Source organism: Rosettibacter sp. KY25 (assembly GCF_057554405.1).
The window spans coordinates 24,341-50,678 of sequence record NZ_BAAJAO010000002.1 but is presented as its reverse complement, the minus strand read 5'-3'; the positions used below and the strand labels follow the sequence as shown (position 1 = coordinate 50,678).

The 26,338-nt window shown below is 29.7% G+C and carries 24 protein-coding genes; all 24 read right to left on the bottom strand.

What is annotated here, in order from left to right; genetic code table 11:
- The 24 genes from rpiB to AC27L2_RS01440 all read right to left on the bottom strand — a co-directional run bounded on the left by rpiB (position 1) and on the right by AC27L2_RS01440 (position 26,338).
- Entirely contained in the window at positions 1 to 624 is a 624-nt protein-coding gene (gene rpiB / locus AC27L2_RS01555; protein ID WP_487209899.1) for a ribose 5-phosphate isomerase B, read from the bottom strand.
- Entirely contained in the window at positions 621 to 1,688 is a 1,068-nt protein-coding gene (locus tag AC27L2_RS01550) for a mannose-1-phosphate guanylyltransferase (RefSeq protein WP_487209898.1), read from the bottom strand. The genes rpiB and AC27L2_RS01550 overlap by 4 nt, the downstream gene beginning before the upstream one ends.
- On the bottom strand, positions 1,688 to 2,545 hold the full coding sequence (locus tag AC27L2_RS01545; RefSeq protein WP_487209897.1) for a hypothetical protein: 858 nt from the start codon (positions 2,543 to 2,545) through the stop codon (positions 1,688 to 1,690). Before AC27L2_RS01545 ends, AC27L2_RS01550 begins: the two co-directional genes overlap by 1 nt.
- Positions 2,546 to 2,744: 199 nt before the next feature.
- Positions 2,745 to 3,593 carry an HDOD domain-containing protein gene (locus AC27L2_RS01540; protein WP_487209896.1) on the bottom strand — a complete coding sequence of 283 codons (849 nt, stop codon included), beginning with the start codon at positions 3,591 to 3,593 and terminating at the stop codon, positions 2,745 to 2,747.
- 9 nt (positions 3,594 to 3,602) lie between these two features.
- Entirely contained in the window at positions 3,603 to 3,920 is a 318-nt protein-coding gene (locus tag AC27L2_RS01535; RefSeq protein WP_487209895.1) for a hypothetical protein, read from the bottom strand.
- 79 nt (positions 3,921 to 3,999) lie between these two features.
- Positions 4,000 to 5,226, bottom strand: a complete 1,227-nt coding sequence (locus AC27L2_RS01530) for an anion transporter (RefSeq protein WP_487209894.1) — start codon at positions 5,224 to 5,226, stop codon at positions 4,000 to 4,002.
- The gene (locus AC27L2_RS01525) at positions 5,227 to 6,615 is read right to left on the bottom strand and encodes an MFS transporter (protein WP_487209893.1); all 1,389 of its coding nucleotides are present in this window, start codon (positions 6,613 to 6,615) and stop codon (positions 5,227 to 5,229) included. It lies immediately after the preceding gene.
- Positions 6,616 to 6,676: 61 nt separating this feature from the next.
- Positions 6,677 to 7,687: a UDP-N-acetylmuramate dehydrogenase gene (gene murB / locus AC27L2_RS01520; RefSeq protein WP_487209892.1), complete on the bottom strand. Its 1,011-nt coding sequence runs from the start codon at positions 7,685 to 7,687 to the stop codon at positions 6,677 to 6,679.
- A gap of 105 nt (positions 7,688 to 7,792) precedes the next feature.
- Positions 7,793 to 10,195, bottom strand: a complete 2,403-nt coding sequence (locus AC27L2_RS01515) for a DNA internalization-related competence protein ComEC/Rec2 (RefSeq protein WP_487209891.1) — start codon at positions 10,193 to 10,195, stop codon at positions 7,793 to 7,795.
- Positions 10,192 to 11,094: an alkaline phosphatase family protein gene (locus tag AC27L2_RS01510; protein WP_487209890.1), complete on the bottom strand. Its 903-nt coding sequence runs from the start codon at positions 11,092 to 11,094 to the stop codon at positions 10,192 to 10,194. The genes AC27L2_RS01515 and AC27L2_RS01510 overlap by 4 nt, the downstream gene beginning before the upstream one ends.
- Before the next feature lie 10 nt (positions 11,095 to 11,104).
- A complete protein-coding gene (gene dtd, locus AC27L2_RS01505; protein ID WP_487209889.1) occupies positions 11,105 to 11,554 on the bottom strand; it encodes a D-aminoacyl-tRNA deacylase in 450 nt (149 codons plus the stop codon).
- Positions 11,551 to 12,405, bottom strand: coding sequence for a peptide chain release factor N(5)-glutamine methyltransferase (prmC, locus tag AC27L2_RS01500; RefSeq protein ID WP_487209888.1), 855 nt, complete (start codon positions 12,403 to 12,405; stop codon positions 11,551 to 11,553). Before prmC ends, dtd begins: the two co-directional genes overlap by 4 nt.
- 74 nt (positions 12,406 to 12,479) lie before the next feature.
- Positions 12,480 to 13,808: a c-type cytochrome gene (locus AC27L2_RS01495; RefSeq protein ID WP_487209887.1), complete on the bottom strand. Its 1,329-nt coding sequence runs from the start codon at positions 13,806 to 13,808 to the stop codon at positions 12,480 to 12,482.
- 11 nt (positions 13,809 to 13,819) lie between these two features.
- Complete coding sequence (locus AC27L2_RS01490) at positions 13,820 to 14,704, bottom strand: protoheme IX farnesyltransferase (RefSeq protein WP_487209886.1); 885 nt, start codon at positions 14,702 to 14,704, stop codon at positions 13,820 to 13,822.
- A 15-nt stretch (positions 14,705 to 14,719) separates the two neighbouring features.
- Positions 14,720 to 15,322 (bottom strand): cytochrome c oxidase subunit II, encoded by a 603-nt coding sequence (coxB, locus tag AC27L2_RS01485; RefSeq protein ID WP_487209885.1) that lies wholly within the window; start codon positions 15,320 to 15,322, stop codon positions 14,720 to 14,722.
- Between the two features lie 8 nt (positions 15,323 to 15,330).
- A complete protein-coding gene (locus tag AC27L2_RS01480) occupies positions 15,331 to 15,612 on the bottom strand; it encodes a cytochrome C oxidase subunit IV family protein (protein ID WP_487209884.1) in 282 nt (93 codons plus the stop codon).
- A 9-nt stretch (positions 15,613 to 15,621) separates the two neighbouring features.
- Positions 15,622 to 16,251: a cytochrome c oxidase subunit 3 gene (locus tag AC27L2_RS01475; RefSeq protein ID WP_487209883.1), complete on the bottom strand. Its 630-nt coding sequence runs from the start codon at positions 16,249 to 16,251 to the stop codon at positions 15,622 to 15,624.
- Positions 16,238 to 17,881: a cytochrome c oxidase subunit I gene (gene ctaD / locus AC27L2_RS01470; RefSeq protein WP_487209882.1), complete on the bottom strand. Its 1,644-nt coding sequence runs from the start codon at positions 17,879 to 17,881 to the stop codon at positions 16,238 to 16,240. The genes AC27L2_RS01475 and ctaD overlap by 14 nt, the downstream gene beginning before the upstream one ends.
- On the bottom strand, positions 17,882 to 18,628 hold the full coding sequence (locus AC27L2_RS01465) for an SCO family protein (protein ID WP_487209881.1): 747 nt from the start codon (positions 18,626 to 18,628) through the stop codon (positions 17,882 to 17,884).
- Positions 18,629 to 18,674: 46 nt separating this feature from the next.
- Complete coding sequence (locus AC27L2_RS01460) at positions 18,675 to 19,595, bottom strand: c-type cytochrome (RefSeq protein ID WP_487209880.1); 921 nt, start codon at positions 19,593 to 19,595, stop codon at positions 18,675 to 18,677.
- A 2-nt stretch (positions 19,596 to 19,597) separates the two neighbouring features.
- A complete protein-coding gene (locus tag AC27L2_RS01455; protein ID WP_487209879.1) occupies positions 19,598 to 20,785 on the bottom strand; it encodes a quinol:cytochrome C oxidoreductase in 1,188 nt (395 codons plus the stop codon).
- Positions 20,782 to 21,921: a quinol:electron acceptor oxidoreductase subunit ActD gene (locus AC27L2_RS01450; RefSeq protein ID WP_487209878.1), complete on the bottom strand. Its 1,140-nt coding sequence runs from the start codon at positions 21,919 to 21,921 to the stop codon at positions 20,782 to 20,784. The genes AC27L2_RS01455 and AC27L2_RS01450 overlap by 4 nt, the downstream gene beginning before the upstream one ends.
- A 14-nt stretch (positions 21,922 to 21,935) precedes the next feature.
- Positions 21,936 to 23,303, bottom strand: coding sequence for an NrfD/PsrC family molybdoenzyme membrane anchor subunit (gene nrfD / locus AC27L2_RS01445; RefSeq protein ID WP_487209877.1), 1,368 nt, complete (start codon positions 23,301 to 23,303; stop codon positions 21,936 to 21,938).
- Positions 23,300 to 26,338, bottom strand: a complete 3,039-nt coding sequence (locus AC27L2_RS01440) for a 4Fe-4S dicluster domain-containing protein (protein ID WP_487209876.1) — start codon at positions 26,336 to 26,338, stop codon at positions 23,300 to 23,302. The genes nrfD and AC27L2_RS01440 overlap by 4 nt, the downstream gene beginning before the upstream one ends.

The following is a 26,338-nucleotide window of genomic DNA, read 5'->3' as shown; positions in this document are numbered from 1 at the left end:
TCAGCTTTTCATAAATTTTTCTTCAATTGCTTTTACTTTATCCAATCTTTTTTGATGTCTTTCTCCTAAGAAAGAAGAATTTAACCAAACTTCTACAATTGATTTCATAGTTTCTTCACCTAAAGCTTTTGCACCTAATGAAATAATGTTTGCATCATTATGTTCACGAGAACTTCGAGCAGAAAATTCATTATAACATGTTGCTGCTCGTATCCCGGGAATTTTATTAGCTGTAATTGCAGATGGTATTCCAGTTGCATCTATTAAAATGCCGCAGTCAAATTCTTTTGATGTAACTTTTTGAGCTACTTTAAAAGCAATATCTGGATAGTCAACCGAATCTTCTGTGTAAGTACCAACATCAAGTACATCGTAATTTTTTTTCTTAAGAAATTCTACAAGAACTTTTTTTGCTTTTACTCCAGTATGGTCAGAGCCAATAACAATTTTCTTAAATGGTTGAGATTGACTTTTTTCATCAACATCATAAATAATTTTTAATCTTGCCTGTCTTATTCTATCAATTGCAGAAGGAGTAAGAATTTGATTTTTATTAAGATGGATTTCTGTTAATCCATTTTTGATTAATTTAAGAATATCATTTTCTGTTATAGCTTTTTTCATATAAGGTCTGTTCTGTTATGCATTTTTAGATAATCAACAACTTGCCGCACATCCTGTGCATAATTACGATTGCAAATCAGAAGTGCATCGTTCGTATTAATTATAATTAAATTTTCTGCTCCAATTACAGCTGTAAATTTTCTTGGTGAAAAGATGTATGAATTATAAGTTTTTTCAGAATAAACATCGCCAATGATAACATTACCATCTTCATTTTTATCCGATACTTCATAAACTGCTTCCCAGCTTCCAACATCATTCCAGTAAAAATCTGCTTTGATTACATATACATTATTTGCTTTTTCCATAACTCCATAGTCAATGGATATACTTTTTAATTGACCATAAACTTGAGTTAGTTGTGTTTCAAAGTCATCGGAATTTATAAATGATTCAATTTTTTCTAAACCTTCATAAAGTTCAGGCAGATATTTTTTGATTTCATTAAGAATTGTATCAACTCTCCAGATAAACATGCCTGAGTTCCAGAGAAAATCACCACTTTCAATAAACCTTATTGCAGTTGATAAATTTGGTTTTTCAGCAAAAGTCAATACTTTATGAATATTATTTTCAATTTCAGTTTCATCAAATTGAATATAACCATAACCTGTTTCAGGCCTTGTTGGTTTAATTCCAATTGTAACTAATCCTTTTGATTTATATGCAAAGTTTGCTGCTGTTAACAAACATTTTTGAAATTCATTTTCATTTTTAATCAGATGGTCAGAAGGAAGAACAATAGTAACAGCCTCCGGATTTTTTTGTTTGATTAACACTGAAGCTAATCCAATACATGCTGCAGTATTTTTTCCGAATGGTTCATCAATAATATTTTGCTCTGGAATATCAGGCAGTTGTTCTTTTACTCTTAATTTTTGAATTCTGTTAGTAATCACATAAATATTTTTTTTATCGACAAGTCCATCAAGTCGTTTAACAGTATCCTGTATCATTGTATTTTCGCCAAAGATACGGATTAATTGTTTTGGTTTCTTTTCTTTACTGCGTGGCCAAAAGCGGGAACCCACTCCGCCTGCCATTATGACAACAAATATTTCCATTACACTACCCTTTTTGTTTGAGAAATCATTTTACCAAAATTTTCTGCTCTGTTAAGATAATTTGTTATATCAACTTCTTTACCTCTAACAACTGCAACAATTACAATCAGGCATGCTCTTAAAGATTCAATTACTAAATTACTTGGTGCAATTTTTTTTTGATTAATAGCTTCAAGGCCCTGAGCAAATATTCTGTGCATATTAGATAAAATCTCAAAACCAACTTTTCGCGAAAGCTCACTGTTTTCATTCATCAATTTAATGTAAGAATTAATTTCACTTTCTGTATAATCATATTTTGATACTCTTGTTAAAAAAGCATCCAATTCTTTAATTGGTCTTAAAACTTTTTCTTCATATCGTTCAAAGCTGAAATCGTTGTCTTTCGAGAGTTCTGCAAAAATTAAGGCTTCTTTTAATTCATCTGCACGAGACCGTTGTGGAATTTTAATAGGTTCTTGCTCAACAGATTTTTTCTCTTCTCTTTTAGTCAAATCAACATCAACTGATTGATTGTCAATTCGATTAAAAATATTTCGCATTGTTTGAGGTGTTACAACGTCCAGCAAGTAATTAATTTCTTTTACAAGATAGTAACTGTGTTCTTTGAATTTTTCAGAAAGTTTCAAAAAATCGATTTTGCTGTTTTCCAAATAGTTTAAGATTTCTCCTAATTTTATCCCAAGCTTAGATAGCTCAGTAATCTTCTTGAAATTTTTTATTTCTTCTTCAAGATTTTCTGTTTTATTTAGTCTTTCACGAAGGATAGCAACGGTTTCAATTTTTTCTGAACTTAATCTCAAATTATTAGAAGCATGAATAATACATTGAATTATGTATTGTCTTACGAAGTCCAATCTTTTACCAAAATCTTTATATAACTTAAGTAAATGTAACCATTTTTAATAATTATAACATTTTAAAAATATGCAGAAAAAATAAAGTGGTAAATAGATTCTCTATGATTAGTAAATAATTCTCAATAGAAATGCAGCAACTATGAGTTCACACAATCAGAAATTTAGTAATGAAATTATTTCAAGTTCTTAAAGGAAATTAATCAGAAAGCATAATTTTAGTTAAACGGTCAAAATCATCTTTCATCTTTTTTCTTGCAGAAGAAAAGAATCCTTTTGGGAGTTTTAGAATATCCCATACTTTTATGTTTGGTTCTGGTATAAAATTATCGCCGCCATAACCCAAATCAAGAGCTCTTGCAATTATGTCCCCAAGATGAACAGCAGCCAATAATGTATTAACATTATTTCCAATTAATCCTGTATGGTGGGAGCTGACGATATTTACAACTGATTGAGGTAATTTCCATTTTTCAGCAATTAGTTGACCAGCACGTGCATGATTTAATCCAAGTATTTCAAGTTCTGCATCTTTAACAGGAATTTTTTTTGTTTCCACAAGGTCTATTACCTTTGCGTATTCATTTGGCACATATTCGAAGAATACAAGTTTACCTATATCATGAAAAATTCCAGCAAGAAAATAATTTTCTAAATTTTTCTCACCTACTGCAGCACCAATTAATCTTGTTGCAACTCCAACTCCAATTGAATGTGCCCATAAATCAATAGGAGTGAATTTCTTGAAATTCTTGTTTTTAGAAAAAGCATTTATTACAGACAGAGCAAATACAATATTCTTTACTTCATTAAATCCAAGATATAATAAAGCTTGAGTTATTGTATCAACTCTTCCTCTTAATCCATAAAAAGGAGAGTTAGCAACTTTCAAAATCTTGAACGATGCAGCTTGGTCTGCAGAAATAATTCTTGCTATTTCTTCTTTTGTAGTATTAGGATTTTCCATTGCTTGTGAAAGGTTAGTATAAACAGTAGGTAAAGTTGGTAAGTTACTAACACCTTCAATAATTTTTTTAATTACATCCATTACACCCTCTTAAAGTTTTTCAAGTATATTTTGAGTAGCAAATTCAATTAATTCATTTTCATATTCATTTTTAGGTCTCCATGTTATTCTTTGACTTAATAATGCCTTTGCTTTTTCTAATGTTTCACTATCATATTGTTTATTTGAACTATTATCATTTTCATCAACTATATAAATTGTTTGTATGCCGCATGATTTCAAAAATTTAACATGCTTTTCTTCTAATTTTATATTTGCCCCTAATAATGTATGTCCAAAACGGTTTTGAATTGGTTCTGCCAGTATCATACCGTCTTGGATTTCATCAACTGATATTAACTTTGACATATTTTTTCCCCTAATTGAAATTTTCCATGATTATAATCGATTTTTTTTAAATGTTTTTCAGCAGCTTTTAAATTTTTTATTAATAAAAAATTAGATTAAACCATAATATGCCTGCAGTCAATGATAAAATGGTTATAATTAAACCTGATTTCAAATATTCAACAAAAGAGATATGAATAAAATGCTTTCTTGCAGATTCTGCAACTATTAAATTTGCAACTGAACCAATTAAAGTTAGATTGCCTGCATATGTTGTTGCCATTCCAAGCACCAGCCATGCATGTTCTGGATTTGACATGTGTTGAATCACTGGTTTAAGCAACAATACTGCTGGAACATTTGAGACTATATTGCTTAATATTGATGAAGATACAGCTAATGATAGAACAGATTTGGTTAAGTATGGCTGAATTGTTATTGCCAAATATTTACCTATTCCAGAAGTTTCAATTGATTTTGTTACTATAAATAGTGAAGAAAAAAATACAAGAAGTGACCAGTCAATTTCTCTAAATACTCGTTCTGGTTTTAATCTTCTTGTAATTAATAAAATACTTGCACCTCCCAGTGCTGCAAGCGGAATTGAAACTCCATAAAAAAATGCAATAATCATCAACGAAGATGCAACAATACTTTTTATAAATAAAGGTTTATAAGGTTTTGCTTCCTCGAGTTCAATTTTATCAAAAACAGTTTTATGAAATTCTTCTTTATAAATAATTGATATTACAGCTATAGCTAAGAGCAGTCCAATTAGTGATGGTACAATTTGATATAATGCATATTTTGCAAATGGAATTCCTGATGCAATCCCAATAATCATATTTTGTGGATTTCCAATTATAGTAGCAGCTGAACCAATATTTGCAGAAACAGCTAAAGCAACTAAATAAGGAATTGGATTTCTTTTTAATGCAACTGTTACTTCAATTATTAAAGGTGTAAAAACAATAACAATTGTGTCATTCAAGAAAATTGCAGATAATAATCCAGATGAAAATACAATTAACCATAAAAGCTGCATTGGAGTTTTTGCAAATTTTATTATATGAACGGTGATTAACTTAAAGAAACCTGCTATTCTTAAATTCCCATTTATAATCATCATTGCAAAAAGCAAAAGAATGGTATTCATATCAATAGCATCATAAGCATGCTGGATAGATATTGCATTTGAAAAAATTAATGCAGAAGCTCCTACAAGAGCAATTGTTGCTCTATTCATTCTAAATTGAGGAAAACTTCCTACTGCAATTCCATAGAGAGTAAGAAGTATTAAAAATAAATGCAGGTAATAATTAATCACTTACTCCTCATATTTTGTTTTAAATCCTTTCATCATCCACTTTCTTGCGAGCAATAAACCAATTGGACTTACTATAGCAATGAAACCATAAATTAGCCACATAAATTCTGTATTCATTTGTGATGGCGGAGTATCTGCAGGACAGTATTTCATTAAAAACCAGCCTGAATATAAACTGGTAATAATTTTGGTAAGGAACCATGGAAATTGACCTATACCCATATAAATTCCAGTCATATTTTTTGGAGCTATTTCTGCAACCCACTGTAAAAATCTCGGCTGCCACATTGCTTCCCCAATTGTCATAATGATTAAATATGCCATTAGAGTATTGATGGATGGTCCTAATGCAAGTATAAAAGTTGGAGATGCCATAACAAATGTACCAATAATCATCATATTGTAAGCATTCTTATGCGAGGTTAAAGCAGCAACCATTGGAGTTAATATAAAAATTAAAATTGGATTAAGGTTTACAAAGAATTCAAAATTATTTTGAACAAATCCTTCAAAAGCTCTGCTTGTATAGAGTGGAAGAGTAAGCCAGTTATGTGCAAATAAAGTTTGAACAGGCATTAAAATAAAAATGAAGTATAAAAATCTTTTATCTTTGAGCGGAAAGTTCTTAACATAAAATCTAATTTTTTCTTTTAGAGTCATATTACCTAAAGTATCATCATCTTTTTCTTCAATTAATTTATCATTATTTGCTTCCTTAACAGCTTTTTCATAAGCTTTTTTTGTAATAATAAAATAAACAATTAGAATTCCCACTACAGTCAATGCTACATAAACCCAGAAGACTCCAAGAATGCCAAATGCTTTTCGGACAGGTGGTGAAATTATTCCAGGTAAAAACCCGCCAAGATTCATCAATGCATAAAGCATAGCATAACCCATAGCTGCTGTTTTTTCATTAGTTAATTTTTTTACACCAGCATAACATGCAGGTTGATATATTCCATAACCCAAGACTATTCCAAGTATGCCAAGCATTGCAAAAATATGTGCAGAATTCCATAATCCAGGTGCACCAAGATTTGGAGCCAGTGTTAATAGAATTCTTCCTGCAAGCATAAATGATAATGCAATCAAAAGAGATTTACGTAAACCTATCCAATCAACTGTAGCACCTAAAAAAAGCATGCTTAATGTTATTCCAGCTGTTAAAACACCAACCATATTTCCAGCACGTATATCATCAAGCTTAATGTAATCGTTAAAATAAATTGCAAGTAAACCTACAACTCCGAAATAAGTAATTCCTTCAAGAACATAAGAAAGATTTAATCCAAGCAATGCTCTTGAAGTGTGAAGCAAGTCTTTAAATGGCTGAGTAATTTCTTGAATAGTTTTCTTAAGAATATTTACAGAATTATCATTTTTCATGTTTACCTCTGTAAAATGATTGAATTAGTGATAGGTTGATTTAATATTTGCTCGAAAAGTTTTATAAAATATTAACTTCATATTCCAAATCAATATTAAATTTGTTTTGGACTGCCTGCTTAATTTCATCTGCAAAGTTTTTTATTTCTTCACCTATTGCATTTCCATAATTAATTATAACAAGTGCTTGTTTTTCATAAGTGCCTGTATTGCCTTTGCGCTTTCCTTTATATCCACATTTTTCAATAAGCCAAGCAGCTGGGATTTTATACTTGTCATTGATTTGATGAAATGGAATATCTGGGAAATCTTTTTTGATTGATTCTAAATGTGTGGAAGTTATTTCTGGATTTTTAAAGAAACTTCCAGCATTGCCCATTACATTAAAATCTGGCAATTTACTTTTTCTGATATTTATAATTGCATTCCTAACTTCTTGAATAGTAATTTGATGATAGTCTCTTCCCTGAAAATAATTTTGAATATCACGATAACTTAGATTCAATTCTTTTTCTTTTCTTAATCTTAATGCAACAGAAGTTATAATGAATTTATTTTTTAATTCATTCTTAAAAATGCTGTCTCTGTAATTAAACAAACATTCATCACGGTAAAGCATTTTCTTTTCTGATTTATCAAGAAAATAACCTTCAACATAATCTATAACATTACTAATTTCAGTGCCGTAAGCTCCAATATTTTGAACTGGTGCTGCCCCGACTGTTCCCGGAATTAATGATAAATTTTCTATTCCATAAAAATTATTTTCAACTGCATAGCTAACTAAATCATCCCAGATAACTCCAGCATCGGCATGAATTACAACATCATTTTCTTTTTCGGAAATTATTTTTATTTGACTGCTTTTATATTTTATTACAAAACCATCATAATCTTTTGTGAACAGAATATTGCTGCCTGAACCTAAAATTAGAACATTCCGTTGATTTTTAATTTCTTTCATCACTTCAGTTAATTCATCTTCATCAAAAATTTCAAAAAAGTATCTTGCCTTTACATCTACATTAAAAGTGTTATGATGTTTTAATGAATAATTTTCATAGAGATTCATGCACTTACCTTGCTTGAAAAAAGGAATGTTTTTTCTTTTGAGGGTTTATCTAATTTGCATTTGTAATTTTGGTTTGTCATTAAGCAAACAATATTTTATTTCTGTTCAAAATATAAAGTTGTTATCAAGTATTTTCCAATTAATCTTTGCAATTTTATATCCATTCGATTGAAATAATATGGCACCTTCTTTATCTGTTCTGGATATTTTTATTTTTCTTTTAAGTAATCTTTCTAAAACTTCTTTATGCGGATGATGAAACAAATTAGAAATGCCTGCAGAAATAACAGCATATTCAGGTTTAACATAATTAAGAAAAATATCACTTGTGCCTGTTTTGCTTCCATGATGACTTACTTTCAATAAATCTGATTTAAGAAAATTCTTGTAGAGCTCAGCATAATTATATTCTGCTTTTTTGCTGATATCACCAGTAAATAAAAATGTTGTATTCCCATATTTTATTTTGAATACACCACTTCTATCGTTTGAATTGTTATAATAGAATGAGTCATTCAGAATATAAATTCTTACATTACCAATTGTTAAAATACTTTTAGAATAATACTTAATAGGAATTGAGTAATAATTTAATAACGCTTCAAAATTTTTGTCTTCTTTATCAAGAGAATCTAAAGGCGGCTTATAAATTAATTTTATTTTGTTATTTCTTATCAAAGATATAAATCCTCGATAATGGTCAGAATCTACGTGAGATACAAAAGCATAATCAATTTTTTTAATTCCAAGATATTCAAGCAAAGGAATAATAATTCTTTTCCCGTTATCAAAATATTTATTTGCATTACCAGCATCTATTAAAGCTGTTTGTCCATTTGGGAATTTGATTAAGTATGAATCTCCTTGTCCAATATCAACAGCTAATATTGATAAATAATTGTCTGGCAAAAAATTTATATCATCCAACTTTGCCCAGAATACAAAATTGAATACAACAAGAATAACTATAACAATTTTTGCTTGTATTGATTGAAGTTTTTTCCATAAATAAAATAATGATACAATTAGCATGTAATAAATTATTGTATCAATTATCGAAAAATTTGTTATAGGCAAATATGCTGCTGTGAAATTGCCAAGTTTATCAGTCACAAAAAACAAAATATAAGTTAACAATTCATTTGCTGATGCATAGTATGAACATAATAAGGTTGATAAAAAAGAAATTATGATTGTAAAAATGCCCAAGCTAATAATTATACCGATTAGAGGAATTACAATAAGATTTGCAATTAATGAAATTATTGAGAGTTTATGAAAATAAATAAGAACAAAAGGAAGAGTTCCTATTTGAGCAGCTAATGATACTGAGGCAAACAATAATAATGTTTTCAATAAATTTGACTTAAAATTAAGTTGATGAATTGCATTATTCAAAATTGGATAAAAAATTAAAATGGAAATTACAGCAGCAAATGAAAGTTGAAATCCTGGATTAAAAAGTTCATCTGGATTAATTAATAATATAATCAAAGCTGAAAAAGCAATCGCATTATAACTATTATACTTTCTGCTTGTCATTAAGCTTAATATTATTATTATTGCCATTATTGTTGCACGAACAACTGATGGCGGAGAATTAGTAATAATCATAAAAATAATTAAGCCAATAACAGTAAAAGAATATCTTAAAAAAATATTTAATCGTTGAAAAAGAAAAATAAAGATGAGTGATATAAAACCAACATGAAGACCTGATACTGCAAGTACATGAACTACACCAGAATTAATAAATTCATTTTTGATTTCATAATCTATAGTACTGCGGTCTGCAAGTAATAAACCTCTAAGCAATGATGCAGTATTTTTATTATGATATTTTGAAATAACATTATCAATTTTCTTTCTTGTTTCAAAAATCAAATTCATCAAATCAAGATGTGGGTTGGAAATTATTTTGATATTAGAAGCACCTTTAACACTAAATAATGAATGTATTTGTTTTTGATTAAGATATTTTTCATAATCAAATTCACCTAAATTCCTTTTGTTGCGAGGTCTTATAATATTCCCTTTTATTTCCACTAAACTTCCTATTTTTAATGAATCATACTTTTCATTCAATCTTCTTTGGGAATCATTTAATATACAAAGAAAATTAAATTTTCTTTTTTCAATAAAATTTGGGAAGTAAATTGAATCTGATGTTAAATAAAATACAATTCTATCTCTCTGAATTAATTCTACATTATTAACTTTTCCTACTAGTTTAATATTGCGAAAAGAATAATTCTCAAACGGATAATAAACTTTTGCTTTGTGAAATGATGAATAATAAAATCCACTTAAAAAGAATAGAGAGACAACAAGAACAATTTGACGAAATGTTTTCCAATTCTGATTTTTTATAAAGTATAGAATTAACAGAATCGTGATTAATATAGATGATAAATAGAAAAGAATTTCATCATTCAACTTAAAGATTGCTTCGAATAAGTAACCGCAAATAAAAATCAAAACAAATTTTATTAGCGGATAGTTATTCAATCATACAACTCCAATATTGCTGATTTTATATGATTAAGTTTTTTAATTTTTTTTGCCAATATGCTGCCAAATTTACCGGCTGCTATTCCAAGTGCAGGATTTAATGTATGTGCTTTAATTGATAAATCTTCGAAATTACCGTGGTCGGAACAGATTAATAATGTCATGTTAGAAGGCAAATTTTTAATTACATAATAAATAAAATTATCAAACACATGGATTGTTCTGTCGAAGAGTTCTAAGTTTCTACCGTGTCCAAGATGGTCTGTGTAAAAATATTCAAACAGTGTAAAATGATTTTTGTCAGCAATTCTCAATAATCTTTTAGCAGCTTTTTCCGGTGTGAAAAGCGGAAGCTTATAATTCATTTTACTTATTAATCTGTAATTTTCAATATCTGCACTCAAAGCTTTCCCATGATAAATATCTTTTATTTTATTTAATCGAACATTGCTTAATAGGCAGCTGAGAGTTGTAACACTTAGAATTCTTTTCCCTCTTTTCACATAATCAAAAAATATTTTTGGATATGCATTAACAAATGCAACTTTCTTTTTTCTTCTTAAAAATTCTATAAAGATATTTTTTTCTTTGATAACAGGAATTAATTCTGAATGAGGATAAGGACCAAAATGTTTGCCTAAAATTTTTTGTGCATTGACACCGCAAAAAATTGAAGTTTGTCCAGTTCCACTTAATGGAATATCAGGTACACCAAGAAGAGCATCGATTGGGAAAACATATCTTCCATTTACAGAAAGATGTTGATTTTCGAGATGAGGGATTTCACCAAAGATTTCTGTAAACATTTTGAATTGATACTTGAAAAATGGATTGAATTGATAATCCTTTTTTCCAATCCCAACACCATCTAAAAAAATCATTAATGTAGAATGCAAGTAAAATCCCTTATTTTGATTCTACTAAAATTGTTACAGGACCATCATTAAAAATTTTGACGAGCATCATTGCAGCAAAGATACCGCTTTTTACTTTATCGGCACCTAAATTTTGTTTCATTCTTTCGATAAATTTATTGTAAAGATTTTCTGCAAGTTCGGGTTTTGCAGCATCAGTAAAACTTGGACGATTGCCTCTCCTTGCATCTCCATAAAGTGTAAATTGGGAAATAACAAGAACTTCACCATTAATATCTTTCAAAGACAAATTCATTTTGCCATTGCTATCTTCAAAGATTCTTAAGTTGGAACATTTGTCTGCAACAAAAATCATATCTTCTTCAGTATCACCTTCTTTGACACCAAGAAGAATTACCATTCCTTTCCCAATTGATGCTGAGTAATTTGCTTCTTTAATTTCAACTGCACCTTCTGTTACACGCTGAACTAATGCTCTCATTTTTTTATCCCGTAAATTACTCTGTCAATATTTTGATAATCTTTGATTATTTGTATATCAAACAAACCAGAATTTTTCATCATATCATAAACAATGTTTGATTGTCCCATTCCTATTTCAAAAAATAATTTCCCATCGTGTTTTAGATGTATACTTGACAAGTGAATAATTTTTCTAAAAAATTTTAAACCATCTTCATCATCTGTTACAGCAATGCGTGGTTCATATTCAACTATTTCTTTTTGCAAGTTTTTATAATCTTGAATTCCAACATAAGGCGGATTAGAAACTATAACATCAAACATTAAGTCGTTAAGTGAAAATTCATCAAGAATATTTTTTCTTACGAATTCAATTTGATTGGAGGCATTATAAATTTCAGCATTCTCTTTCGCAACACTCAATGCTTCTTTTGAAATATCAACTGCAATAATTTTTGATTGAGGCAAATTTAATGCAAGTGAAATTGCAATATTGCCGCTTCCTGTTCCGATATCGAGAATTATCAAATCATTTTTTTGTTTTTCAAGATTGATAATAGTTTCAACAAGAATTTCAGTTTCTGGTCTTGGAATTAAAACTGAAGGATTAACTTTAAACTCGAGTCCAAAAAAATCTGCTTTGCCAATTATGTATTGAAGTGGTTCATTTTTACCACGGCGAGAAAGATATTCTCTGTATTTATTCAATTCGTCTTCATTTAATGGCTGGTCATATTTCAAATACAAATCCAATCTTTTACATTTAAGAATATCAGCTAAAAGAAGTTCAGCATTCAATCTTGGTGATTCAATTCCTTTCTTTTCAAGATATTCCGCAGATAATTTTAATGATTCCAGTACTGTGAGCATTTTTATGAAAATAATTTTAGAGTCAAATTAAAAATAATAAAATGAAAAGAAAGATAATTACAGCGATTGTGAACTTATTTTTTATAATTACTCATTATAAATTCTGCCACAGCTTCTGCTTCTTTGGGTTTTAATCCTTGATTCGGCATTGGTGGATAATCAGGATTTTTTTTGGTTGGATTCAAAATGAAACTTACAAGTTCCTGTCGTTTCCCTTCATATTTTGGCAAGACTTCATTATAAGGAGGTCCAACAACTCTTCTATCAAATTGATGGCATGCAATACATTTACTGTTAAAAATATCTGCACCATTTATAGTTTCTTTCAACAATCCCGATTCTTCAAGTAGTTTTTTCTGATATGATTCATAATTTGCTGCTAAATAAACAAAATGTTTTTTTGCAGAAGTGTTAAATGCAAACTGTTCTTTTATAATTAAAAAAGATATTACAAGAAAGAATAAAAAAATTGTAAGCAATCCATACTTCACTTCATTCTGCTTAATCATTGCGTAAAATAAAATGCTGATTAAGAGAAGAAATATTAATGCGAGCAAAGTAAAACCAAATACATTATATGAAAGAGAGAATTTTGATTTTGTAAAGATTGATAGAATTACTAAAACAGGTAATAAAACAGTTGAAGTCAATCCTAACTTGAGTGAAAAATTTTTTATATAATTTTTATATGAATCAGCATCATTAACAATCTTACCATATTTTACCAATAAAAAGGTAGAAGTAAAAATAAGCGAGAATAAAATAAATTGTAGATATCCTATCAATGCATTAAGCGAGAAAATTATTCCAAAAATATTATTTGCATAATTCCACTTTTCTGAATCTTGAGTAAATTCAACTGAGCTTACAAATAAATAGGTTGAAATAATTAAAAATAGTAATCCAGAATAACTGCTTGTCTTAATTACTCTGTTAATTCTATAGTTGTATTCCTGAAAATCTTTTTCTGATTCATTTGATTTTTTATCTGTATTAAGCTCAATAATATTTTTTAAGTGCAATGAATGCTTATAAGAATAGATTGATATTAATGCAATCAAAAACAAAAATGCAGAAATTAAAATTGTTTCTGGAACAATTAAACCCGAAAGATGAAGCAGCTGAGCATAACAAAATGCAGAGCTTAATAATGGGATTAATCCGAGTGTAAAAGCAATTCCTTTACTGAATGTAACAAGGTCGATTAATTCAATAGATAAATTTTTGTAAATAACATCCGAATTTTTTTTGAATTTATATTGAAAGAAGAGAGATAATATAAATGAGCCAAACAAAACAGAGGCATATGGAATAAACAATAAAAAAGTAAGGACAAGAATATATTTTAATAAAATCATGTGCTGAGCTGATTGAGGCAATATAATTTTGTCTATAAGTTCCATTTTTCTTCCTGCTAAATTTCTGTTAGTAATAATTTATCGATTGAAATAATTGCAATTACTGCAAGAACATAAAGATTGATTCTAATAAAAGCTGCTCTCATTGTACTTCTATCTGATAATTTTCTCAAAATCTGACTCGATTCAATGATTAACCACAATGCAAGAAAAATCATGGTAATTAATGAATAAATATTATGAGAACTTTCAGGAATAAAGAATAAAAAGCTGCTAACAGAAAGAGCAATAATCCAGATAAAAGTTATTCTTGAAAGTTGACTATCAGAAAATATTTTAGTCAAAGTTGGGAAATTAGCTCTTTCATAATCATTGCTGAATATTAAAAGCAACAGCCAGAAATGTGGAATTTGCCATATAAAGAAGAACAATGCTAAAGATAGAATTTGAAAATCAAATGGAGAACCACCTGCTGATGTATAACCAATCATTGGGGGTAATGCTCCAATAACAGAACCCGGAACTACTGCTAATGCAAATTTTTTCTTCAATGGAGTATAAATAAAATTATACCAGATAACAGCTAATGCACCAAGTAAAACAGAAATTAAATTTGAACCAATGTAGATAATAACAAGAGCTGTAAAAATCATAGTTAAAGAAATAATCAAAGCATTTATGCTGCTTATTCTGCCAGATGGGATAGGTCTGCCTTTTGTTCTGTTCATTAATGCATCAGAATCTCTTTCCTGATATTGGTTTAGTGCAGAAGAACCGCATGCTAACAAGAATACTCCAAAGATTGGCAAAATCATTTTGAGTGAAATGCTTTCAGAATAAATAACATATCCTGCAAAAGTAGATAAAGCAACAAATGATGTAATCTTAATTTTGCTAAGCTCAAGAATAATATTTATGTAGTTTAAAATTCTTTTTAACATTTCAATGAATCTCAATTACTTTTTGTTATACCACAAATCAAAATCTTCTTTAGATAAAACTTTTACTTTTGTATACATCATTGAATGTCCTAATCCGCAATATTCTGCACATGCAACATCAAAATCACCAATCTCTTTTGGTGTGAAGTAAAGATAAGTTGTTTGTCCCTGTATAGCATCTTCTTTTATTCGAAAAGCTGGGATATAAAATGAATGATTTACGTCTACAGACTTCATCTCAAGTTTAATTGGTGTATTGACAGGAACATATAAAGTATCAGTAACTTTTCCATTATTATACTTAAATTCCCATTGCCACATTCTTGCAGTAAGATTTACGACAAATGCATTTTCCGGGATTCTTCTGATTTCTTTAAATCCAGTATATCCAAAATAAAACATCGACAAAACCAATAAAGTTGGGATCGCAATCCATGCAATTTCAAGCCAGATATTTCCATGAATATCAACAGGCTTATGCCCCTTTTTACGATTATACTTTATAACAAAATAAATCATTGTTGCAGTAATACCTAAAAGAAGTATTACAGAAATGCTTACAATATATAACATCACAAAATCAACTGTTTCGGTATGTACTGTTGGTGCTGACGACATGAGTTACCTCAACGATAAATAATATCAAAAAATGTTAGAACAAAAATTACAACCAATGTGGCTCCACTTAGAGCAAGAAAAGCTTTGAATATTGGCTCATCAAATTTTATATGCATAAAAATATTAATTACAAGTCCAGACTTAATTGCTGCAATTAATAGTGCAATAAATAATGTATATTTACCTAAACTTATACCTGCTATTGTTACAGTAATCGAAGTAAATGCAAGCAAAGAGAGCCAGACAACAATGTAAGTCATGATTCCAATTTGATGATTATGTTTTTCCATTCGTAAACCTCATTGAATTAGATAGAATAACGGGAAAAGAAAAATCCAGATTAAATCGACCAGATGCCAGTATAATCCGGAGTTTTCAAGTTTAATATAATTTTCGGATGTTATTTTATTTTTTATCAGAAAAATCAGCATAAAAGAAAGAATTATTATACCAATGATTACATGAAGTGCATGTAATCCAGTCATAACATAATATAATCCAAAAAATAAAATTTGTCCATTTGGTCTATCGAGCAATTCCTGCGAGCGCGGAAAAATTCCATGTTCAATTTTTGCTGACCACTCGAAATACTTGTTAATTAAAAATATTAATGCCAATAAAATTGTTGATGAAAGAAAAAGTATGGATAATAATTTTTCACTTCTTTGAATAAATGCAATTGAAAGAGCCATAGTTAAACTGCTTGTCAAAAGAATAATTGTGTTAATTGTTCCAATAGTAGTATTCAATTCCATTGCAGCAAGATGAAAGTCATTTGAATATTTATAACGATAAACTGCATATGCCAAAAACATTCCTCCAAACAATAAAACTTCTGTAAAAAGAAAAAGCCACATGCCCATTTTGGCACCAAGTTTATCAGAATGTGTATGATGTGATATCATTGCAGCATTTTCATGATTGCTCATTCTCAATCTCCTTAAGCTGACTGAAATCATAAGGTTCATGTGTAATTGTTGGAATTTCTTTAAAGTTTTCCATTGGCGGTGGAGATGGTATTTGCCATTCCAGTGTTACTCCTCCCCATGGATTTGAAGATGCTTTCGGACCTTTGAATAAAGCATGAATCAAATATCCAACAATAAAGAAAATTGTGCTTGCTAAAATCCAAGAACCAATTGTAGAAATTTCTTGAAGTTTAGCAAATTGTGGTAGGTAATCATAATATCTTCTTGGCATTCCCATATAACCCATAATAAATTTTGTAAAATAGAGCATGTTAAATCCTATGAAATAAAATACAATTGCAATCTTAGCAAATTTTTTATTATACATTCTGCCAAACATTTTTGGGAACCAGTAATGAAGTGCCGCAAAAAAGATTGTACCAGTGCCTCCAAACATTACATAATGAAAATGTGCAACAACAAAGTAAGTATCGTGAACATGAACATCAGTAGCCAGAGAGCCTAAGACTAAACCAGTTAATCCACCAATTGAAAATAAAAATATAAAAGTCATAACCCAGAGAAAGGGCGGTTGTGGATCAATTGAACCTTTATACATAGTTGCTACCCAGTTAAAAACTTTGACACCACTTGGGATTGCAACCAAAAATGTTAGCAATGAAAAAATCCATCTTGCTGTATCACTCATTCCACTTGTAAACATGTGATGTGCCCAAACAAGATAACCAATAAATGCAATTGCAAGACTTGAAAATGCTATAGCTTTATATCCAAAAATTGTTCTTCTTGTAAATGTTGGAATTATTTCTGAAACAACTCCCATAGCTGGTAATATCATAATATAAACTGCAGGATGAGAATAAATCCAGAATAAATGTTGATATAAAATTGGATCGCCGCCTAATGCTGGATCAAAAATACCTACACCAAATGCTCTTTCAATAATTACAAGAAGAATTGTAATTCCTATAACTGGAGTAGCAATAATTTGTATCCATGCGGTTGCATAAGTTGCCCAAACAAACAATGGCATTTTGAAAAATGTCATTCCTGGTGCTCTTAATCTATGAACTGTTGTAATAAAATTAATTCCAGTTAAAATAGAAGAAAATCCGAGTACAAAAGCGGCAAAAATTGCAAGTGAAACATTTGATGCAGTTCGAACACTATATGGAATATAAAATGTCCATCCAGTATCAATCGGACCTCCAGGCAAAAAAAGTGATATCAATGCGAGAATAGCTCCAATAACATAAATGTAGTATGATAATAAATTTAATCGCGGGAATGCTACATCACGTGCACCAATTTGAATTGGCAGAAAAAAATTTCCAAATATTGCAGGTAAGCCAGGAATTATAAAAAGAAAAATCATTATTACTCCGTGCAGAGTAAATAATGAATTATAAGTTTGTGCACTCATGATTGTTCTTCCTGGTGTAAGCAGCTCAAGCCTCATCAGCACACCGAGAATAACTCCAACAAGGAAGAAAAATAAAATTGATACAAGATACATTAAACCAATTCGTTTATGGTCAGTGGTTAAGAGCCACGATAGTATTCCTGAATATTTATTTGTGCTTTCCTTATAAAAACTTTTTTCAGTTATTGCAATTGCACCGTTTGCCATTTAATTCTCCACATTTTTCTTTTTTCCCCTTAACAATAAAATGGAAATAAAAATTCCTATACTAAAAATCATTATGATACCAATAATCCTCAGAAAATTGAAAGTATATTTTTTCCCTTCTGGGTCATAGCTGTAACATAATTCTAAAACTTTTGCAACTGTTGGTCTTGTTTTTCCAGCTTTTGCTTCTATTAAAGCCATTTTAATATCAAAAGGATTAAATGTAGGTCCTAAAATATATCTTACGATTTTTCCATCTGGAGCAATTGATATTAAAACACTTGGATGAATTATTTGACCTTCTTTGTTCTTTTCAAAATAAAATCCTATTGCATTTGTCAAATTATAAATATTAATGCTGTCACCTGTTAAAAAAATCCAGTCATTTTCATTAAGTTTTTTCTTCATTGAATGAAGGTAATTTTTCTTCCATTTGGCAGCCGTTTTAAAATTTTCTTTGTGGTCAAAACTTAATGATATAACTTTATAATCTGCTCCAGGAACAAGGTCCATTTTGTCAATTACCCATGCGACTTCATTTTGCATTGGACTGCATAATCCTGGACATTCGTAATATACCAAAGCAAGGAGCACGGGTTTATCAATTATATCTTTTAATTTAATAGTATCATTATTTGATGTAACGAATTTTAATTCAAGAGGAAGATACTTCCCAAGTTGTTCATCAATTCCCACATTACTTTTGCTTTGTGCAAAGGAATTAGTGAAATAAATAAAGTAATCCATTAATAAACAAAGAATTAAAAAGTATTTTATGATAATTTTCATAGATTTATTTTGTAATGTTTATCAAATAATCATAAACCATTTTCAATCCGTTCTCATCAAGCCTTAAAACAGAAGGTTTAAATCCAAAAACAATTGGTGATTTGCTAATTGAAAAAATAAAATTTTGGAATGACTTATCATTCATCATTATAAATGAATTCAAAACTTTATCTAAATTTTCAGAATTTTCGATTAAAATACTTGCTCCAGCATCGTCCATAAAAATTCTCTGTTTTGCTCTCTCAATTTTTTCTCTTAATGTTTTATTTTCTTCAGCAATTATATTTATTGCTTTGCTTACAGGAATTTGACTTGGTGTAACAATATTTTGGTCTAATTTATATTCTGTTTTCAGTTTGTCAAGCTGTTCATCAGTAATTGGTGGAAAATCAGTAAATGTTCTTATATAAAGAATAATATTAAATCTATCTTCCGGCTTTATGAAATCATAAGCTGGCATACCGCTTTTTGAAATTCCTTCCTGAAGTGTTTTATACATTGCATCAATAGTTCTTCCGTTTACCCATCCATCTTTTTGATGAAAATTACGAGGCTTTGGATTTAACATAGTTCCACCTGGACCATCTCCAAAACCATTCTGACCATGACATGAACTGCAATTTGCTTCAAAAAGTTCTTTACCTTTAGAAATCATTTCTTTAGTTGGATTTTTAATTGCAGATAAATTAACAGCAGTTAATACAGTCCCCTTTTTAGGTGTAATTTCTTTTTTGACATTAATTGTATCAGGAAGACCAGCACTTTGCTCATTAAATGAAATTTGATTTAAATGCTGAGCAAAGTAAATTCCTAAAATCATAATAATTATAAAATAGAGTGGAAATAACCAACCAAATAATTTTATTGGAGATTTAATAATATCTTTGAAATTAATTTCGTCTTTGAAGTTATTATTTTTTTCCATAGTTATAATCTGAAATCTATTCCTCGTTTTAATTTTGGATCGCCTATTGGAACCAAGTTAAATTTATTTGTAAATGCATAAAAGATGATTGTTATTAATCCTATTGCAAAAATTAAAAATGAAATTTCATTCCAGCCGAAGATTACTTGATTCTTACTGTAATTTGGCATTGTAATCCAGTATAAATCATAATAGTGTGCAAATAAAATCCAGATTGACATAAAGAGTAATCTCTTGGGATTCATTTTAGATGGTTGTGATAATAAACCAAAATAAGGAACAACAAAATGGATGATAATTAAACCAATGCTGAAATATAACCAGCTTCCCTGCCATCTGTTTAAGAACCATATTGTTTCTTCTGGAAGATTAGCATACCAGATAAGTAAATATTGTGAGAATGCTATATAAGCCCAGAAATTAACAAAAGCAAAAAGCAATGCACCAAGACTATAGTAATGGTCCCTTGACAAACCTATTACTAAATAGCCATTTTCATTTAATAATATAATTGCAATCGTTGAGGATGCAAGAGCAGCCAACACACTACCAGAAAAATAATAAACACCAAATATTGTTGAGAACCAGTGAGGTTCAAGACTCATCAGCCAATCAATTGCAGTAAATGTTATTGTTATTGCAAAGAAAGGCATAAATGCAGCAGAAAATTTTATATTCTTTTTTGTTAATGCTTGATCTTTATTTTCATCCTGTTTTATGGAATTTCTTATTAAAAAGTAAAAGAATAATAACCATATTGAAATAAAAACAAAGATTCTAATAATAAAGAAATTTTGATTTAAATATGGAGCTTTACTTTTAAGCAATTCATCTGTTTTAAGTATTTCAGGATGAAGCCATTCAAATACATTATTCATATTAAAGATTAAAGGCAATACTATAATTGGCAGTGCTAAAATAATCCCAGCTAAGAATTCTGGAATTCTTCTAAAAGGCACACTCCATACTGCACCTGAAAGATATTCTATACTAATTAAAAATAATGAACCAACTCCAATGCTTATTAAAAAAAGAAAGATGATAATATTGTTATAAGAGCTTCTTGCAGAATCAAAATAATAACTCAAGATTATTCCAAGCATTCCAATTATCAAAAGAGAAATTCCAAGTAACTTTACTTTTGATGGTATATTTTTTTTAATGTAAGAAATTTCTGCATTATGATTCATTGCAAATCGGTCTCCTTAGCATTTAATGACCTTTGTAATACTCTTATATAATGAATTATTGCCCATCTTTCATCTTCAGTTAATTGAGATGAATAAGAAGGCATTATATTTTGACCTTCTGTAATCACATGAAAAATTCTGCCATCACTCCAGTTTCTAATTTTTTCCGAATGAAGACTTGGAGGATTAGGAAATTGACCACGAAGTCTGCTGTCACCTTCTCCATAGTAGCCATGACATGGACTACAGTAAATATCAAATTTTTTTTGTCCTAATTGTAAAACTGATTTTGAAACGGGCAATGGATTAACAAGATATTTACCAGCATCTTCAGGTTTATTTTTAAAAGCATAAGGCAAATGACCTCGAGCAACCGTTCCTTCGACTGGTGTTCTCATTCCAAATCCATCTTTGAATATTATTGATGAATGCTGTGGATTTAATTTGGGTTGTTCCATCATCCAGTTGAATGGAGTCATATAAAGCAATTTATTCAATGTAAAATATGTAATACCTGATGTAAAAATTGCTGTTGCTGTTAAAAACAATAAAAATTTTGGTTCAAGAATTTTTGGTTTTACACTTAACTCCTCATCATTAAAATAAATCGGAAAAACTTCAGTAGCTCCTGTTTTTCTTAAGAAATCAATAACAACTGATTCATTAAAAATATCATCATCAGCTTGAATTACAATTCCATATTTATCTGAAGAAACTTTTTTCATATACTCTGTATCATTAAGCGGATGAGCATTATTAGGTAATTTGAAAAAGATAAAAAGCATCGTTATAACTGTTGCAACAGAAGCTGAAAGAACAGTCACTTCAAATATTACAGGTATGTATGCAGGAAACGAAAAAAATGGTTTCCCGCCAATAACAAGTGGATAATCAATTGCTGAAATCCAGAATGTCAACAAAAGTGCAGTTATTGCCCCTGATAAACCAAATATTAATGCAGCATATCCAAGTTTTGATGGAGGTAAATTCATGGCTTTAGGCATTCCATGAATTGGATAAGGTGAATGAACATCAAATTTTTTATAACCGCTGTTTCTTACTTCATTTGCTGCGTTTAATATTTCATCTGGAGTGTTATAAATTGCAGCATAACCATATAATTTTTTATTGTCCATTAATACAACCTCAATTAATCATTATGATGAGAAGGTTGAGAACCATCAACTACTGCTTTAACTTCTGCAATTGAAACAACTGGTAATGCTTTTGTAAATAAAAGTATCCATGTAAAAAAGAAACCAAAACTTCCAATTAAAATCATAAAGTCAACAATTGTTGGTTTAAAGTAACCCCAGCTTGATGGTAGAAAATCTCTTGATATTGATGTAACAACAATTACAAATCTTTCGAACCACATTCCAATATTCACAAATACTCCAATGATAAACATAACAGGCACCGACCTTCTAATTTTTTTGAACCAGAACAATTGCGGTGAAATAACATTGCATGTTACCATTATCCAGTAAGCCCATGCATAAGGACCAAAAGCACGATTAATAAAAGTAAATTGTTCTGCTTGAATTCCACTATACCATGCAATAAAAAATTCCATTCCATAAGCATAACCAACAAGTGAACCAGTAACAAGAATAATTTTATTCATCTTTTCGAGTGTATCGATTGTAATGATGTGTTCGTAATTAAAAATTTTTCTTATGAATATTAAAACATTCTGAACCATTGCAAATCCGGAAAATACAGCTCCAGCTACAAAGTAAGGCGGGAATATTGTTGTATGCCATCCAGGAATAATTGAAACTGCAAAATCAAAACTAACAATTGTATGAACAGATAAAACGAGTGGAGTTGCAAATCCTGCAAGAATCAAATAAACCATTTCATAATGCTGCCAGTGTCTGTTTGAAAAACGCCAGCCAAGACTAAATATTGAGTAGATAATTTTTTTGATTTTTTTAGATGTTCTTTCACGAAGCGTTGCCAAATCTGGAATTAAGCCAACATACCAAAATATCAAAGAAACTGTAAAATATGTTGAAACTGCGAATACATCCCACAAAAGCGGCGAAGTAAAATTAGGCCAGATTGAATGTTGATTTGGATATGGAAACAAATATCCAGCAAGCCATGGTCTTCCAGTATGAATTAATGGAAATATTGCAGCTGTCATAACTGCAAATATTGTCATACCTTCTGCAAAACGAGCTATGCCGGTTCTCCATTTTTGTCTGAATAAAAATAATATTGCCGAAATCAATGTGCCTGCATGACCAATTCCAACCCAGAAAACAAAATTAACAATTCCAAATCCCCAGCCAACAGGATTATTATTTCCCCATGTGCCAATTCCATAAAAAAATGTAAATCCAAGTCCAATAACAAATAATGCAAGCATTGAAAGAGTAATTGATAAAGCAATATAAAATTTCTTATCAGGTTTTGTATCTAAAGGTTTAGATATTAATTCATCTAAAGACCTTAAAGATGGCTTTCCTTCAATAACTGATAATTCTTGTGAATAATCAACAGTGTTCACTCAATTTCCTCCGAATGAATGTTTCTTAATTTGGCAATATATGTAACATTCGGTTTTACATTTAATTCTTCCAGAACATGATAAGCAAGATTGTGTTTACGAAGTTTTGATATCTCTGAATTTGGATCATTCATATCACCAAATACTATTGCATTTGATGGACATGCCTGCTGACAAGCAGTAACTACATCACTTCCTTTTAATTCTTTTCCATCTTTAATTGCATTTGAACGAGCTTCCATTATTCTCTGTATGCAGAATGTGCATTTTTCCATCACTCCTCTTGAACGAACAGTAACTTCTGGATTATAAACCAACGAAGTTAAATCGTTTTCATAGTATGAATTTGCAAAATGGTCTCGGAAGTTGTAAAAATTAAATCTTCTTACTTTGTATGGACAGTTGTTAGAACAATATCTCGTTCCTACACATCTATTGTAAACCATTTGATTCAATCCATCTGGACTATGATTGGTTGCATTCACAGGACAAACATTTTCACAAGGTGCATTGTCACAGTGTTGACACAACATTGGTTGATTACTTACCATTGGTTCATCATCTGTACCAGAATAGTATCTGTCAATTCTAATCCATTGCATTTCTCTTCCCAATAAGACCTGATCTTTACCTACAACCGGAACATTGTTCTCAACATTGCAAGAAGCTACGCAAGCATTACAGGCAATGCACTTATTCAAGTCGATTGCCATTGCCCATTTAACACCTTCAAATTTATGTTCTCTTGTTATGCTGAATAATTCATGTTTTTCTTTATGCAGAAAGTCAGGTTCTTTTTCATACTTAATTATTGTTCCTTCCTGAATAATTTTTCTTATTCGATGAAAATCTTTTACAAATTTTTCACCAAGTGAATGATGTTCCTGTGTTGAAGCTAAAATATATTTACCTTCAGCTTTTTTAATTGATGCATTAATAAAAATATAAGGTGATAGAGAATTTTCTTTTGTCATTAAATTTATTGCGTTAAATCCTGCATCCCTACCTGCTTCTCCAATAACTTTTCTTCCATATCCTAATTCAATATGAATTGTGTCATCTGTCATTCCAGGTTGAATTAATGCAGGAAGAATAATTTTACGATTTGATAATTCTATCTCAACTAAATCATTCATTTCAATATTCAATTTGCTCGCAGTATTCTGAGAAATTGAAGCATAATTATCCCATGTAATTTTTGTAACTGGATGAGGTAATTCCTGCAGCCAGCCATTATTTGCAAATCTTCCATCTCCAATAAAATAGCTTTCTGTTAAATGAAGAGTATAACCGTTAGCACTTGCAGACTCTTTAATTTCATTTAATGAATTTAAATTGAATTTTGGAAGTGTATAATTTTCTTTTAATTGAACTACTCCATCATGAAGTGCTGAATACCAGAATGAATCGAAATCAGCAGAAGGTTTAATTTTCTGATAAATTTCATTTTCAAAATTTTTCTTTAAATAATTATGATAATTTTTTTCATCATATTTATTCTCATTTATCCATGTCAATAGAATTGCTTCTTTTTGTCTTGTGTTAAAAATTGGAGCAATAACTGGCTGCATCAAGCTGTAAACACCATATCGAACATAAACATCGCCCCAGCTTTCAAGTTGATTATTTATTGGGAGAACATATTTACTCAATTGGCTTGTTTCATTTTTACTTTCGGTAAGTGTAATTACAGTTTTGACATTTTTTAATGCTTCTGAATAATCATAATCCTTTGGAAAGTGAAATGCAGGATTAGATTCAAAATGAATTACAATTTCAAATTCTCCCTTTTTAAGAGAATCTATAAAATTAAGAATCTCATCTTTATCAGAATTTTTCACAAGAACTTTATAAGCATTTGAGTAATCATAAAGAGAATTATTCCCTAAGATTTCATTTAAAAGATTTACAGCAATATGAACATCTTCGGGAAGTGTGTTGCCTGCATAAACAATAGATTTACCACGATACTTTTTTAAATCATTAAGAAGATAATTTAATTTTTCTTTGTTGATAAAATTCAATCTATCAAATGAATATTTTTTGATTTTATCTTTTAATTGATTGTCAATAAAGAATGAAGAACTATCTTTAATCAATTCATTGATTAATGCCATCACAAATTCGAACTGCTGATGAGGAGAAACTTTAAGTCTATAATCAGCCATCATGCCGGTTACTGTCATTCTGCTTTCGGCAGCATAAAGGCGATTGTAATTTAATTTGTCAATTACATTTCGTTTTGATGTAAATCTAATTGTGTTCTCAATGAAATTATTTTCATTCCCCAAAAAATCTGAATCGAGGGTAAGGATAACTTCTGCTTCTTCCCACTTGATTGCAGGATATTCATAAATGCCATAACATTTAAACCAAGCGTTTCTTCTTGAATTATCATTTACAAGTTCGTAAGAAATAATTTCTACATTGGGAAATTTATTTTTAAAATCATCAAGCAATTTTTTTGTTGTGGGTGATGTAATTGTATGGGTAATAATTCCTATTTTTTTGCCATTCTTGGTTGCTCTTAATAAATCATTATAAATTTCATCATTAATTTTATCCCAACTAACTTTTTTGCCATTTATTAGTGGTTCTTTTAATCTTTCAGGGTCGTATAAATTTAGAATACTTGCCTGACCTTTAGCACAAATTTTACCTTTGTTAATTGGATGATCGGGATTGCCGTCAATTTTTATTGGTCTGCCTTCTCTTGTCTTAACTAAAATTCCGCATGAATTTGTACAACCGCCGCATGTTGATGCATAATAATCAGCAACACCTGGCAAAATTTCTTCTGGACGTTTATTGTATGGTACAATTTCTCCTTTGTCTCTATAATTGCTGCATGCGGTTGCTGCAAAAGCGGTCGAAGCAGATAACAAAGCTAAAAACTTTCTTCTTGATACTTTTGATAATTTTGACAAATCAAATTCAGCTATAACACTGCTTAGAAATTCATCAGTTTCATGTATTGATTTTTCGATTTCATTTTCTTTTTCAGAATTTAATTTGCCTAAAATTTCTTTGCTCAT